Genomic DNA, 13213 nt, shown 5'->3' with positions numbered 1-13213 from the left:
CCGGCATAGACCGTCCATGGACAACTCGATCACCCTGCGCAATACCCGACCATTCACCCGGGCCGCATCCCCCCTCGGTTAACAAAAGATAACGTGGCGTCGATTGTCAGACATTAAAAAACACCGATAGGATAAGCCAGCTTCCGAAGGGGCTCTGGATTGCGGGTTTCAGGACTATGCTCTGAAACAGCCGGTCCAGACACGCACCCTTGAGGCGCCCAGAAAGGTTGAATGACCTAACAATAATAATGGGGGAAGGTTTATGAGTGAGCCTGTCATGGGTGTGGGTATCTGCCGCCCGCCGGCACTACGCAAATTCGCGTTGCTGGCCACAGCGCTCTCGCTGTTGGGCTCTGCCATGCTGTCGGCGCCTGCGCTGGCCGCGGCGGCGCCAGCATCCGACGTTGTTTATTCCATTGAATCCGCCAAGGCTGCCAAAAGCCTGATGCTCGATGTCGTCCATGCCGGCAAGCGCCTGGTGGCGGTCGGGGATCGTGGGCACATCCTGTATTCCGATGACCAGGGCGCCACCTGGACCCAGGCCAAGGTTCCGACCCGGGCATTGCTGACGTCGGTGTTCTTTGTCGATGACAAGCACGGCTGGGCCGTCGGCCACGACGCGCAGATCCTCGCCAGCGAGGACGGCGGCGTTACCTGGACCAAGCAATTCGAAGATCTGAAACGCGAATCGCCGCTGCTCGATGTCTGGTTCAAGGACGTCGACAGCGGCTTTGCCGTGGGCGCTTACGGCTCGCTGATGGAAACCACTGACGGTGGCAAGCATTGGGAAGACGCCAGCGACCGCCTGGACAACGAAGACCAGTACCACCTGAACGCGATTGCCGCGGTCAAGGACGCCGGGCTGTTCATCGTCGGCGAGCAGGGCAGCATGTTTCGCTCCGCCGATTGGGGCCAGACCTGGGAGAAGCTCGAAGGTCCGTACGAAGGCTCGCTGTTTGGCGTGATCGGCACGGCGCAGCCCAATACGCTGCTGGCCTACGGTCTGCGCGGTAACCTTTACCGCTCCACGGATTTCGGCAGCACCTGGGAGCAGGTCGAGCTCAAGGCTGAACGCGGCGCTCTGGAGTTCGGGCTGTCCGGCGGCACGCTGCTCGACGATGGTTCCATCGTGATCGTCGGCAACGGCGGTTCGGTGATTCGCAGCAGCGACAATGGCGAAACCTTCAAGGTGGTCAATCGTGCGGACCGTATTTCGGTCTCGGCGGTGACTGCGGCAGGCAATGGCAATCTGGTTCTGGCCGGGCAGGGCGGCGTTCGCGTCACCTCGCCAAACGGCACCGAGTCGGGCAAATGAGCCGGGTTAATAATAAGAAGGCGGAGCTATGACTTCCTTGAGTACTCATCACCAGGACAAGGCGACGTTCCTCGAGCGCCTGATCTTCAACAACCGCCCGGCAGTGATTACGATCTGCCTGCTGGTCAGTATTTTCCTGTTCTGGCAGGCGACGCTGATCCGTCCGTCCACCAGCTTCGAAAAAATGATCCCGCTGGAGCATCCCTTCATCCAGAAGATGATGGAGCACCGCAACGATCTGGCGAACCTGGGCAACACGGTGCGGATCTCGGTGGAAGCCACCGATGGCGACATCTTCTCCAAGGAGTACATGGAGACCCTGCGTCAGATCAACGACGAAGTGTTCTACATCTCCGGTGTCGACCGTTCCGGCCTCAAGTCGCTGTGGAGCCCGAGCGTACGCTGGACCGAAGTGACGGAAGAGGGCTTCGCCGGCGGTGAAGTGATTCCGCAAAGTTACAACGGCTCCCAGGCCAGCCTCGATTTGCTGCGCAACAACGTGCTCAAGTCCGGTCAGGTCGGGCGGTTGGTGTCCAACGACTTCAAGTCGAGCATCGTCGACATTCCGTTGCTGGAGTCCTACCCGGACCCGCAGGACCAGGGCAAGCTGCTGGCGCTGGACTATCGCAAGTTCTCCCACGAGCTTGAAGACAAGATCCGCACCAAGTTCGAAGCCCAGAACCCCAACGTGAAGATCCACATCGTCGGTTTCGCCAAGAAAGTCGGTGACCTGATCGATGGCCTGGTGATGGTGGTGATGTTCTTCGGCATCGCCTTCGTCATCACCCTGATCCTCTTGCTGTGGTTCACCAACTGCCTGCGCAGTACCGTCGCCGTGTTGAGCACGACGCTGGTGGCGGTGGTCTGGCAACTGGGGTTGATGCACTTCTTCGGCTTCGGGCTCGACCCCTATTCGATGCTGGTGCCGTTCCTGATCTTCGCCATCGGTATTTCCCACGGCGTGCAGAAGATCAACGGTATTGCCCTGCAATCCAGTGAAGCGGACAACGCCCTGACGGCGGCGCGCCGTACTTTCCGTCAATTGTTCCTGCCGGGGATGATCGCAATCCTCGCCGATGCCGTGGGTTTCATCACGCTGCTGATCATCGATATCGGCGTGATCCGCGAGCTGGCCATTGGCGCGTCCATCGGTGTGGCAGTGATCGTGTTCACCAACCTGATCCTGTTGCCGGTGGCGATTTCCTATGTCGGCATCAGCAAGCGTGCCGTGGCCCGTAGCAAGAAAGACGCAACCCGCGAACATCCGTTCTGGCGCCTGCTGGCGAATTTCGCCAGCGCCAAAGTCGCACCGGTTTCCATTCTGCTGGCGCTGATCGCCTTCGGTGGCGGCCTCTGGTACAGCCAGAACCTGAAGATCGGCGACCTCGACCAGGGTGCTCCGGAACTGCGTCCGGACTCGCGCTACAACAAGGACAACAACTTCATCATCAACAACTACTCGACCAGTTCCGATGTGCTGGTGGTGATGGTCAAGACCAAGTCCGAAGGCTGCTCGCGCTACGAAGCCATGGCGCCGATCGACGAGCTGATGTGGAAGATGCAGAACACCGAGGGCGTGCAGTCGGCAATTTCCCTGGTGACCGTGTCCAAGCAAATGATCAAGGGCATGAACGAAGGCAACCTGAAATGGGAAACCCTGTCGCGTAACCCTGATGTGCTGAACAACTCCATCGCCCGCGCCGACGGCCTGTACAACAACAGCTGCTCCCTGGCGCCGGTGCTGGTGTTCCTCAACGATCACAAGGCCGAGACCCTGGATCGTGCGGTGCATGCAGTGCAGGTGTTCGCCAAGGAAAACAACAAGGAAGGCCTGGAGTTCATCCTGGCTGCCGGTAACGCCGGGATCGAGGCGGCCACCAACGAGGTGATCAAGAAGTCCGAGCTGACCATCCTGGTCCTGGTGTACATCTGCGTTGCGGTCATGTGCATGATCACCTTCCGTTCGTGGGCGGCGACCTTGTGCATCGTGCTGCCTCTGGTGCTGACCTCGGTACTCGGCAACGCCCTGATGGCCTTCATGGGCATCGGCGTGAAAGTGGCGACCCTGCCGGTCGTGGCGCTCGGGGTGGGGATTGGCGTGGACTACGGCATCTACATCTACAGCCGCCTGGAAAGCTTCCTGCGTGCCGGCTTGCCCCTTCAAGAGGCGTACTACCAGACGCTGAAGTCCACCGGTAAGGCCGTGCTGTTCACCGGTCTGTGCCTGGCCATCGGTGTGTGCACCTGGATCTTCTCGGCCATCAAGTTCCAGGCCGACATGGGTCTGATGCTGACCTTCATGCTGCTGTGGAACATGTTCGGTGCGCTGTGGCTGTTGCCGGCACTGGCGCGGTTCCTGATCAAGCCGGAGAAACTGGCGGGGCAGAAGGGCAACTCGCTGTTCGCTCACTGACTCATGCAGAAGTGAAAAAGCCGCAACCTTGGTTGCGGCTTTTTTTATCTCAAATTCGCACCAGTCCCTGTAGGAGCGAGCTTGCTCGCGATGGTCGTCAACGAAAACGCGGGTTGGCAGGTGCCCCGTGGTGCTCTCCGGTTTATCGCGAGCAAGCTCGCTCCTACAAGGGGACGGTGATCAGGCAGGATCGTTGCCCAACACCACATTCAACGCGTTGCGGGCATCATCGAGTTGCACCAGGGCCGCATGCCGTGCGCCGAGGGCATCGCGGTTTTCGATGGCGGTCAGTATTGCCTTGTGCAGGGGCAGCGCCAGTTCATGCGGGTTCGGTCGCTGGTTCGAATGCTTCAAGGCTTCGGCAATGGCCACCGAGAGCATGTTGCACAGGTTGGCCAGCAAGTCGTTGTGCGTGGCGTCGGCGATGCGACTGTGGAAGTCCAGGTCCGGCTGCAACAGCGCCTCCGGTGTCGGCGCGGCTTCCATGCGTTGGTAGGCTTCACCGATGGACGCGATGTCCGCCTCGGTGGCGAATTGCGCGGCGAGGGCGGCAGCGGCGGGTTCGATGATGCTGCGCACACTGGTCAGCAGGTCGAAAAACCGGTTCTGCGGACTGCTCTGCATCAGCCAGTGCAGCACGTCCGGATCGAGCATGTGCCAGTCCTTGCGTGGCTTGACCACAGTCCCGACTCGCGGGCGGGAATACACCAGGCCCTTGGCAACCAATACTCGGGTGGCTTCGCGCAGCACCGGCCGGCTGACCGCATATTCTCCGCACAACAGCGCTTCGGCGGGCAGTTTGTCGTCCGGTAGAAAACGTCCCGAGACGATCTGCATGCCCAGCTCCTGGACGATGCGCGAGTGCATGCTTTTGCGGTCGGAGGGTTTGCGGTAATCCATGGGGCGCGGCGCGGACCTGTGCGATGAGGTGTCGCGCATGATAGCAGGCACGGCGGATGAAGGTCGCTGGCGCGAAATTCTGGAAGTGATGGGGTCAAGATGTGGGAGCGAGCTTGCTCGCGATGGGGGCGTGTCAGTCAACGAAGATGCTGGCGGTAAAGCCGCTATCGCGAGCGAGCTCGCTCCCACAGGGGATGTGGTGCATGAGCTATCATTGCGTCTTTCTCATTCAAAGACTGATTGCCATGACTGCCCCTACCGATACCTTGCTCAATGCCCTCGAACACTGCGGAATGGTGGAAATCGACGGGCTGCATGCCTTCGAATTCGCCCTCGATCTCGATGACAACCTGCATATCGAATGCATGGATGGCCGTGCGGCCAAACACTGGGAGTTCACCCCGGCGCAGATCCAGGCCGCGACCTTCGATAATTCGCTGCAAAGCTGGTTGATCACTGGTGATTCGGGTGAACACCGTCTGGTGTGCCTGGGCGATGTCGTCAGCGGCGACAACGAAGATGATGACCAGGACGATGCGTAATCTGTGGCCACTGTTGATGGCCGGCAGCATCGGAGCGATGGGCGTCCAGGCCGCATCCGCAGATGACTATCAACTGCTCGTCGGCTCCTACACCGCCGGTCAAAGCCAGGGGATCTATCGCCTGGCTTTCGACAGCGCTACCGGGCAGATCAACGCCAAACCTCTACAAATCATCAAAAGCGAAAACCCGTCGTGGCTGACCCTGTCGAAGGACCGACGATACCTGTTCGTGGTCAATGAAAACGGGCCGGGGCAGACCGATCCGGTCGGACGCGTCAGCAGTTACGCCATTGATCCCAAGACCCACGCGCTGAGCCCGATCAGTCAGGTGCAAAGCCTGGGCAACGAGCCGACCCATTCCAGTCTCAGCGCCGATGGCAGCCATTTGTTTGTCAGTAATTACTCGGTGGCCGAAGATCCCGGCGGTACCCTCGCGGTGGTGCCGGTGGCGGCCGATGGCAAGCTCAAGCCAGTGGTACAGATGAGCAGCCACCCGGCAAGCCGGGTCAATCCTGAGCGGCAGATGTCGGCCCACGTGCATTCGACGATACCGTCACCTGACGGCAAGTACGTGTTCGCCAGCGACCTGGGGGCGGACAAGGTGTTTGCCTACCGCTTCGACCCCAAGGCCAACCCGGAACTGCCGTTGACCCCGGCCACCCCGACATTCGTGCAGTTGCCGCCGGGCAGCGGGCCGCGTCACTTGCTGTTCAGCGCCGATGGCAAACACGCCTGGCTGACCATGGAAATGAGCGCGCAGGTGGCGGTGTTCGATTACCACGACGGCACACTTGTGCAGACGCAGATAGTCGATCTGGCTGCCGGGCAACCGGTTTCAGACAAGGCCGCGGCGGCGTTGCATGCCTCAGCCGACGGCAAGTTCCTCTACGTCAGCAACCGTGGCACGGCCAATCAACTGCTGGTGTTTGCCATCGATCCGGCGACCGGCCACCTCAGTGAGCTGCAACGCCGGGCGGTGGAAGGCGATCATCCGCGGGAGTTCAGCCTCGATCCGAGCGGCAAATTCCTGTTGATCGCCAACCAGAAGAGCAACCAGATTGTCGTCGTCGAACGCGACGCCAGGACCGGTCTGCTGGGCAAGACCGTGCAAAAACTGCCGATGGACGCCCCGAGCGACCTCGGTTTTTTACTGCGTCAATAAGCCGCAGGCCCCGGTTTATGGGGCCTGCCTGCTCTTATTAATGACGCTGATATCTGGTAATGCTACAAAGCATTTCAAGGCATGAACCCTCGAGGGTTAAGTTTGCTTCACGGCCCCACCGGGCAAGCAAGCCAACTGAATCCGAGGAATACCGCCATGAACTTCAACATCTTCTCTGTCATCGCCGCTTCCGCCATTTCTGCCACTGTTGCGCTGCCAGCCAGTGCCAACGTTGAAATCAGCGACAAAAAAGCCCACACCCAGAGCTACACCCAGAAATACCTGCAACAGAGCGCCAACTTCTATGCCGCGCTGGATCACAAAACCCAAGCCTGAACGTTCACCCCTGCCTTTATGCAGGAGCGAAGTCACTGATGATCGAAGACCGTGGTATTGAAACCAGAGTGTCAAAAACGATCAGAGTGATGTCGCTCCTGCATAACGCATTTGCGACAGTATCAGTTTGCCATCAATGTCGCGCTTGATATCACATGGCCATGCGTTTAAATTGACGCTGATTTTTTGACTCCTCCTCACGGCAAGGATCGGCAGCATGGTGACGCGTCTGGCATTGGTTCTTCTTTTCCTCTATTCCACCCCCATTTTGTCGGCAGCCGAAGCTGTTTCGGGTGAGCCGGATGCTGCCCGCGAACGCTTGATAGATTGTATTGAAGACTGAAATAGTCTGGCTTAATGATCAACGAAGTTGATGGTCACTATGGATAACCCTGAGTGGTTACCCAGGCTTTTTTGATCGATTCTGTGGGCATTGAAACATGCCTGCGGAGAACATCATGGCCAGCGCAATTCTCACTTCTGCCAAACACGGCGCCTATGTGGCGATCGGTCTTTACCTTGCCATGGTGTTGGTGGTCAGCCTTTGCGCCCAGTCGCAATCCACCTTCGAAGCACCAATCCAGGTCGCTCATCCCGGCATCCAGTTTGAACACCGTGCGCAAAACGCGAGCGTTGATCTGGCTGAACTCGCAGGAGTCGCCGGCGCATGAAAGGGCACAGACTTTGGGTCATCGCCTTCCTCGCGTTGATGACCAACGGATCCTCCTTGCTGGGGATCGGGCAGGGCTCGGCGGGCTCGGTGGCACGGGCCATCGAAGCCAATCACAACATTGCTCGCAACATCGAAAACGCCAAGGCCCAGGGAATGCTGGCCGGCAATCCACCTATCAGGACTGAAGGGGTGGTTTTCGGGCCGTTCCAGGTCGATTGCTCGGTGATCGGGATGTGTGAAGTATTAGCGTAAGAGCGCAACCTGCAGGAGCGGCCGGTCGATGCTCGATTGCTCGCGATGGTCGTCAACGATAGCGCGTAAATCCAGTTATCCAGCGGCGTCCGTGGGTTTTTCGCGAGCGAGCTCGCTCCTACAGAAAAGCAGTTATTTCTTCATGATTGAAGTAAACAACTCCGACGCCAGAAACTGCTGCAACCAATCCTGCAACCGCCGATACGGTGTCTGCGCAAACCATTCGCGGTCGACGTGGGCGAACTGCCGCACGAAGGGCATCAGCGCCACATCGGCCAGGCTTGGATGGTCGGCCAGCAAGTAGTCGTGTCCCTCCAGCAACTCATCCAGCCTTTGCAAAAACACCTCGCCTTCGGCGCGATAAACCTCCATCGGCTGCTCGGGATAACGCTCGGCGTACTTGTAGCGATTCAAGTGCACCTTGAACACCTGATCGTTCTGTTCGATCAGGCTGGCGATTTGCGCCGCTGCGGCAGGATCGTCCTTGAGCAACCAGTCCTGCGGATCGTTCTGCGCCAGGGCCCAGCGCATGATGTCGAGGCTTTCGTCGATCACCCGGCCATCGGCACTCAGTACCGGCACCGTGCCTTTGCCCGACAGTGCGAGCATTTCGGCGGGCTTGGCCTTCAGGCTGATTTCGACGATATCCACGGCCACTCCCGAGTAACGCAGGGCCATGCGCGCGCGCATTGCGTATGGGCAGCGGCGGAAGGAATACAGCGTGTTCATTTCACCTCCAGGGTGCTCAGGCCGTTGCCCTGACGGCGGACCTGGATCTGCACCGGAATCCGTTCATGCATTTCCTGTACATGGGAAATCACCGCGACCTTGCGGCCCTGGGCCTGCAGGCCGTCGAGGGCGTCCATGGCCAGTTGCAGGGATTCCGGATCGAGGCTGCCGAAGCCTTCGTCGATGAACAGCGACTCGATTTTCAACGTGCTCGACGCCATCGACGCCAAACCGAGGGCCAGTGCCAGCGAGACCAGGAAGGTCTCGCCACCGGACAGCGAATGCACCGAGCGCAGTTCGTCGCCCATTTCGGTGTCCATCACCAGCAACCCGAGCATGCTGCCGCCGCGCTTGAGGCGATAGCGACGCACCAGTTGGCGCAATTGCACGTTGGCGTGGTGCACCAGCAGGTCGAGGTTGTAGGCCTGGGCGATCTTGCGGAAGGTGTCGCCGGTGGCCGAGCCGATCAATGCATTCAGGCGCGCCCAGCGTTGGTACTCGTTGTAGGCATCGGCAATCTGCTGCGCCAGGGCCTGGTTGGCGTTCTGTCGGCGCTGGTCCTCGGCTTGCTCGGCGCGCAGTTCGGCGCAGTGTTGCTCGCTGGTGGCAGCCAGGGTTTGCAGATCGGCCAGCGCGGCGGCCAATTGCCCGGCGTCAAGGTTGCCATTGTGTTGCGCTTGATGATCGAGCAGGCGCTTGTCGCGTTCCTGCACCAGGACGCGGGCCTGTTCAATGGCTTTTTCGCTGTGCTGCAAGCGTTGGCGCAGTTCACTGACCTGGGGGTCGTCAACCCGCAGCAGGTCTTCGAGGCCGCCGTCATCCAGTTCGGGATGGCGGGCACGCCAGTCGCCGATTTTGCCGGCGAGCTCATGCTCTTCGCCTTCCAGTGCGCGCAAGCGCTCTTGCTGGGCCTTGAGCTCGGCGGCGATTTGCACTGACTGCGTGAGGACGCTTTGCAGCGTCTGCGCGGTGCTGGTTTCGACGCTGCGAGCCTGTTCCACGGCCTGTTCCAGTTGCTGCTGCCAATGCTCGGCGCTGGTGTGTTCGCCGAGTAGTTGTCCGAGTGTGTGCTGGCTAGCCTGTTGCTGTTCGGCCAGCCCGGTGAACTGCTGTTCGGCGGCGTGCAATTGCTGCACGCGGCTGTGCTGGCGATCCTGCTCCTTCTCCAGGTTTTGCTGGCGCTGTTGCTGTTCGACCAATTCTTCCTTTTGTTGATCGAGTTGCGCCCGGCGCTCGGCGATCTGCCGGTCGAGCTGCAGGAAGGTCGCGGCCGGCTCGACGCGTAGCGCCTGCAGGGTCTCGGCGGGCAGCAGGCTGGCGAATGCGCTGAGTTCTTCGTCCAGGCGCTGGCGGTCGTTGCCCAGTTCACGCTGTTGATTGCTCAGGTGCTGGGCTGCTTGCTGGTGCGCGGTTTCGGCATGGCGCAGTTGCTGGGTCAGGCGCGCGGCATCCTGTTGCAGGGTGAGCAGGGCGCTCTGCCGTTGCTCGTCCTGGCTGATGCTCTGGTTGAGCTGACTGTTTTGCTGGTTAAGCCAGGCGTCGCGTTTGTCGGCATCCTGATTCAGCAGCTGGGTAACCAACGGATGAGCGTCCAGGCTTGGCGCGAGGGCTTGCTGCTGGGTCGCCAGTTGTTCCTGCTGTTGCAGCAGTTCCTTTTGCTGGGCGATCAGCCCGCCAACTTCGGCGCGCAAGTCAGTGAGTTTTTCCTTGAGCAGGTCGACGGCCTTCTGGGCGTTGGCCTGTTCGCTTTCATCGAAGCGGCCGAGGCTTTGCAGCAGCGCTTCAGGCTGATGATACGGATGCTCGTTGCTGCCGCAGACCGGGCATGGCTGGTCATCCTGCAACTGCGCGCGCAGCTCTTCGACACTGGCACTGCGCGCCAGGCGTTGACGCTCCAGCAGTTCGCGGGTGACGTTAAGGGTTTGCTCGGCAACACTCAGTTCAGCCTTGGTCTTTACCCCGTCCTGGGTCAGGCGTTCACGTTCCTGCTGCGCGGTGAACTGGCGTTGTTGCAGCTCGGCGCCGCGCTTGTCCAGCTCCTGCTGACTGGCCCACAAGCGCACAAGGTCTTCGACGGCGCGCAGTTGTTTGCGGTTGTCCTGCAACAGGCTGCCCAGAATGCCGATCTGCTCGGCGACGGCATCCGGTTCGGCACCGGCCTCCTTGAACAGTACCTCCAGTTGCTGCCTTTGCGCGGTGAGCGCTAGATCGGTGCTCGCGGCGTTTTGTTCAAGGTTCGCCAGTTCGGCCTGGCCCTGATTCAGCCGGTTGCCGATCAACATCAACTGCTGCAGGCGATCGCGGTAGGCATTCCAGGCATCGCTCAACGGTGCCAGATGAATGCTTTGTTCCAGTTCGGTGGCGATGCGCTGTAAGTCACCAGCGCCACGGGCTTGCTGATCGAGCAAGGTCTGAATCGTGCTCAGGCCCTGAGTGCAGGCCTGTTCCGCCTGTTGCCTGGCTTCGGCGCTGAGGGCAGCGTCCTTGGCCAGGCGGGCGAGGGTGCTTTGCGCTTCGAAGGCCTGACGCAGCAACGGCGCGCTGTCGGCTTGCCGCTGTTGTGTTGCGCTCAAGGCGATCTGGGCGGCGCTGAGCTGTTGCTCAAGCTGCGTCTGGCGCTCGCCGAGTTCGCCATGTTGCTGCGTATGCAAGGCAATTTGCGCCGCCAACGGTGTCAGCAGTGCATCGACTTCGGCTTTACGGGCGAACTGATGTCGTTGCGGGGCAAGCTGTTCGAGACGGGTGAACCTCAAGCGCTCACTGGCCAAGCCTTCCCAGTGGGTCTGTGCCGATTGCAGTTGTTCGCTGGCGGCCAGATGCTCGTCCTGCAAGCGATGCAAGTTCTTGAGCCAGGTGTCCTGCAGTTCAAGCTGTTTGAGTTGCGCCTGTTGGGTCTTGAGTTGCTGCTGCGCTTCGCTGAAGCGCTGATCCAGTTCCGCACGGGCTTCGGGCGACAGCGGTGTCACTCCGCTGGCCTGATCCTGCAGCAGCTTGTGCGCCTCGCGAGCCTCCTTGGTCTTGTCGAAGGCCCGACGGCCGAGGCGGGTGTAGAGCGCCGTGTCGGTGAGTTTTTCCAGCAGTTCGCTGCGGTCGTTGTCATCGGCCTTGAGGAAGGCACTGAACTCGCTTTGCGCCAACAGCACGGCGCGGGTGAATTGTTCGAAATTCAGCCCCAGCGCGGCTTCGAGCTGAGCCTTGTATTCGCCTTTCTGGCTGGCCAGCAATTGATCCTGATCGATGTCGCGCAGGCTCTGGCGGCTGGCTTGCAGTTTGCCACCGGCCTTTTCCCGGGCGCGATTGGCTTCCCAGCGTGCGCGATAGCGGCGGCCATCGACTCCGACGAAATCCACCTCGGCATAGCCTTCGCCGGTGCCGCGGCGTAGCAACGTCCGTGGGTCGCCGGTAGCGATTTCGCCGTCGGCATCCGGCACCTTGGCGTCGCGGCCGGTGTTGTTCAGGCGGGGTACAGCGCCAAACAACGCCAGGCACAAAGCATCGAGCAGGGTACTTTTACCGGCGCCGGTGGGGCCGGTGATGGCGAACAGTCCGGCACTGGCCAGGGGTTCGGCGGTAAAGTCGATTTCAAACGGCCCGGCCAGCGAGGCGAGGTTTTTCAGGCGGATCGCGAGAATCTTCATGGCTGTTCGCTCTCCATCTGCACGTCTTGCAATAGCTCGGCAAAGTCCTTGAGGGTCTGCTCGTCGACCTCGCTGCCGTAGTTGTCCTGCCAGGCGCGGCTGAACAGTTCCTGGGGCGTGAGCTGATCCAGTTCGATCAGTGTGTTGCCTTCATCCGTGCCGCCACTGCTGCCATTCCCGGCGTATTCAGCGGCAATGCGCACCAGGCGCACGGCCTTGCCTTGCAGGGCGGTTTCCACTTGATTGCGCAGGTCGGGCTGCGGTTCATCGAGGCGCACCCGTACCTCAAGCCAGGGTTGGCGCTGAATGTCGGCCAGCAGGTCGATGTTCGGCAGGTCCTCCAGTTGCAGCAGGATCTCGCTCAAGGGTGCCGGGCCGATGCGTTGCAGGTTGACCGCGCGGGGAATCAGTTTCGGCTCGATGCTGACCAGGGTTTCGCCGTCGAGTTTGATGTCGAGAATCTGGTGCTGATAGCTGATCTCGGAGAACGACAGCGGAATCGGCGAGCCGCTGTAGCGGATGCGTTCCTCACCGTTGACCTTCTGCGGTTTGTGCAGGTGACCGAGGGCCACGTAGCTGATGCTCGGCCCGAACAGGCTGGCGGGCAGGGCTTCGGCATTGCCGATGATCAGGCTGCGCTCGGAGTCTTCCGACACCGAGCCGCCGGCCATGTGCGCGTGGCTGATGGCGATCAGTGCCTGACCCGGCTGACGCTTGGCGTTGGCCGCGTCGATCAGCCACTCGTGCACCTGACCGATCCCGCGCAAATAGTTGTCGCCCAAGTGTGCACCAGTGACTTCCGCCGGCCGCAGGAACGGCAGTGCCAGGCACCAGGCGGTGACTTTACCACTGGCATCCGGCAAGGGCAGCAGCAGGCGTTCGGCGTCCAGTTGACCGTCGTCGAGCCACAGCACGCGGCCGAGCGCATGGGTGCGCAAGCGGCGCATCAAGGGGGCCGGCAGCTCGATCCGCGAGCCGGAATCGTGGTTGCCGGCAATCATCACGATGGTCAGCGACGGCTGCTGCTCGTGGGCGCTGACGATGAAGTCGTAGAGCCGTTCCTGGGCTTTGACCGGCGGATTGACCGTGTCGAAGATATCACCGGCGATCAACAGCACATCCGGTTGATCCAGTTTCAGCTGGCGCAACAGCCAGTCAAGAAAACAGCCATGTTCGAAATCACGATCCTGGCCGTGCAGGTTTTGCCCGAGGTGCCAGTCGGAGGTGTGAAACAAGCGCAAGGCGAACTCCGC

The 13213-nt window shown here is 60.7% G+C and carries 12 protein-coding genes; 8 read left to right on the top strand and 4 right to left on the bottom strand.

Annotated features, from left to right (window positions below):
* Window positions 1-262: 262 nt before the first annotated feature.
* Window positions 263-1315: a WD40/YVTN/BNR-like repeat-containing protein gene (locus ACEN8Z_RS18865; RefSeq protein ID WP_495595235.1), complete on the top strand. Its 1053-nt coding sequence runs from the start codon at window positions 263-265 to the stop codon at window positions 1313-1315.
* Window positions 1316-1343: 28 nt separating this feature from the next.
* Window positions 1344-3728, top strand: coding sequence for an efflux RND transporter permease subunit (locus ACEN8Z_RS18860; protein ID WP_495595234.1), 2385 nt, complete (start codon window positions 1344-1346; stop codon window positions 3726-3728).
* A 180-nt stretch (window positions 3729-3908) separates the two neighbouring features.
* On the opposite strand, the gene ACEN8Z_RS18855 is transcribed toward ACEN8Z_RS18860, so the two are convergent.
* Window positions 3909-4628 (bottom strand): FadR/GntR family transcriptional regulator, encoded by a 720-nt coding sequence (locus ACEN8Z_RS18855; protein WP_495595233.1) that lies wholly within the window; start codon window positions 4626-4628, stop codon window positions 3909-3911.
* A gap of 203 nt (window positions 4629-4831) precedes the next feature.
* On the opposite strand from ACEN8Z_RS18855, the gene ACEN8Z_RS18850 reads away from it, so the two are divergent.
* The 6 genes from ACEN8Z_RS18850 to ACEN8Z_RS18825 all read left to right on the top strand — a co-directional run bounded on the left by ACEN8Z_RS18850 (window position 4832) and on the right by ACEN8Z_RS18825 (window position 7593).
* Window positions 4832-5170, top strand: a complete 339-nt coding sequence (locus tag ACEN8Z_RS18850; protein WP_495595232.1) for a DUF5629 family protein — start codon at window positions 4832-4834, stop codon at window positions 5168-5170.
* Window positions 5163-6332 (top strand): lactonase family protein, encoded by a 1170-nt coding sequence (locus tag ACEN8Z_RS18845; protein WP_495595231.1) that lies wholly within the window; start codon window positions 5163-5165, stop codon window positions 6330-6332. Before ACEN8Z_RS18850 ends, ACEN8Z_RS18845 begins: the two co-directional genes overlap by 8 nt.
* A 156-nt stretch (window positions 6333-6488) precedes the next feature.
* On the top strand, window positions 6489-6668 hold the full coding sequence (locus ACEN8Z_RS18840) for a hypothetical protein (protein ID WP_007979950.1): 180 nt from the start codon (window positions 6489-6491) through the stop codon (window positions 6666-6668).
* A 217-nt stretch (window positions 6669-6885) separates the two neighbouring features.
* Window positions 6886-7011, top strand: a complete 126-nt coding sequence (locus ACEN8Z_RS18835) for a hypothetical protein (RefSeq protein WP_495595230.1) — start codon at window positions 6886-6888, stop codon at window positions 7009-7011.
* Between the two features lie 115 nt (window positions 7012-7126).
* Window positions 7127-7339 carry a hypothetical protein gene (locus ACEN8Z_RS18830; RefSeq protein WP_007996347.1) on the top strand — a complete coding sequence of 71 codons (213 nt, stop codon included), beginning with the start codon at window positions 7127-7129 and terminating at the stop codon, window positions 7337-7339.
* Window positions 7336-7593 (top strand): hypothetical protein, encoded by a 258-nt coding sequence (locus ACEN8Z_RS18825; RefSeq protein WP_007996345.1) that lies wholly within the window; start codon window positions 7336-7338, stop codon window positions 7591-7593. Before ACEN8Z_RS18830 ends, ACEN8Z_RS18825 begins: the two co-directional genes overlap by 4 nt.
* A gap of 132 nt (window positions 7594-7725) precedes the next feature.
* Here ACEN8Z_RS18825 and ACEN8Z_RS18820 read toward each other — a convergent pair whose 3' ends face one another.
* Genes ACEN8Z_RS18820 through ACEN8Z_RS18810 form a run of 3 tightly spaced genes read right to left on the bottom strand, consistent with a single transcriptional unit; the run spans window position 7726 to window position 13201 of the window.
* Window positions 7726-8322: a glutathione S-transferase gene (locus tag ACEN8Z_RS18820; RefSeq protein WP_495595229.1), complete on the bottom strand. Its 597-nt coding sequence runs from the start codon at window positions 8320-8322 to the stop codon at window positions 7726-7728.
* Window positions 8319-11960, bottom strand: coding sequence for an AAA family ATPase (locus ACEN8Z_RS18815; RefSeq protein ID WP_495595228.1), 3642 nt, complete (start codon window positions 11958-11960; stop codon window positions 8319-8321). The genes ACEN8Z_RS18820 and ACEN8Z_RS18815 overlap by 4 nt, the downstream gene beginning before the upstream one ends.
* Window positions 11957-13201, bottom strand: a complete 1245-nt coding sequence (locus ACEN8Z_RS18810) for an exonuclease SbcCD subunit D C-terminal domain-containing protein (RefSeq protein ID WP_495595227.1) — start codon at window positions 13199-13201, stop codon at window positions 11957-11959. Before ACEN8Z_RS18810 ends, ACEN8Z_RS18815 begins: the two co-directional genes overlap by 4 nt.
* Window positions 13202-13213 lie beyond the last annotated feature (12 nt).

The organism is Pseudomonas sp. Pseusp10 (genome assembly GCF_059492225.1).
The sequence above is the reverse complement of the archived record's forward strand: the minus strand, read 5'-3'. Positions and strand labels throughout refer to the sequence as shown.

Bases quoted from the DNA above. Each gene is read 5' to 3' on its own strand.
- ACEN8Z_RS18865 (WP_495595235.1), top strand. From the start codon at position 263: ATGAGTGAGCCTGTCATGGGTGTGGGTATCTGCCGCCCGCCGGCACTA.
- ACEN8Z_RS18860 (WP_495595234.1), top strand. From the start codon at position 1,344: ATGACTTCCTTGAGTACTCATCACCAGGACAAGGCGACGTTCCTCGAG.
- ACEN8Z_RS18855 (WP_495595233.1), bottom strand. From the start codon at position 4,628: ATGGATTACCGCAAACCCTCCGACCGCAAAAGCATGCACTCGCGCATC.
- ACEN8Z_RS18850 (WP_495595232.1), top strand. From the start codon at position 4,832: ATGAGCTATCATTGCGTCTTTCTCATTCAAAGACTGATTGCCATGACT.
- ACEN8Z_RS18845 (WP_495595231.1), top strand. From the start codon at position 5,163: ATGCGTAATCTGTGGCCACTGTTGATGGCCGGCAGCATCGGAGCGATG.
- ACEN8Z_RS18840 (WP_007979950.1), top strand. From the start codon at position 6,489: ATGAACTTCAACATCTTCTCTGTCATCGCCGCTTCCGCCATTTCTGCC.
- ACEN8Z_RS18835 (WP_495595230.1), top strand. From the start codon at position 6,886: ATGGTGACGCGTCTGGCATTGGTTCTTCTTTTCCTCTATTCCACCCCC.
- ACEN8Z_RS18830 (WP_007996347.1), top strand. From the start codon at position 7,127: ATGGCCAGCGCAATTCTCACTTCTGCCAAACACGGCGCCTATGTGGCG.
- ACEN8Z_RS18825 (WP_007996345.1), top strand. From the start codon at position 7,336: ATGAAAGGGCACAGACTTTGGGTCATCGCCTTCCTCGCGTTGATGACC.
- ACEN8Z_RS18820 (WP_495595229.1), bottom strand. From the start codon at position 8,322: ATGAACACGCTGTATTCCTTCCGCCGCTGCCCATACGCAATGCGCGCG.
- ACEN8Z_RS18815 (WP_495595228.1), bottom strand. From the start codon at position 11,960: ATGAAGATTCTCGCGATCCGCCTGAAAAACCTCGCCTCGCTGGCCGGG.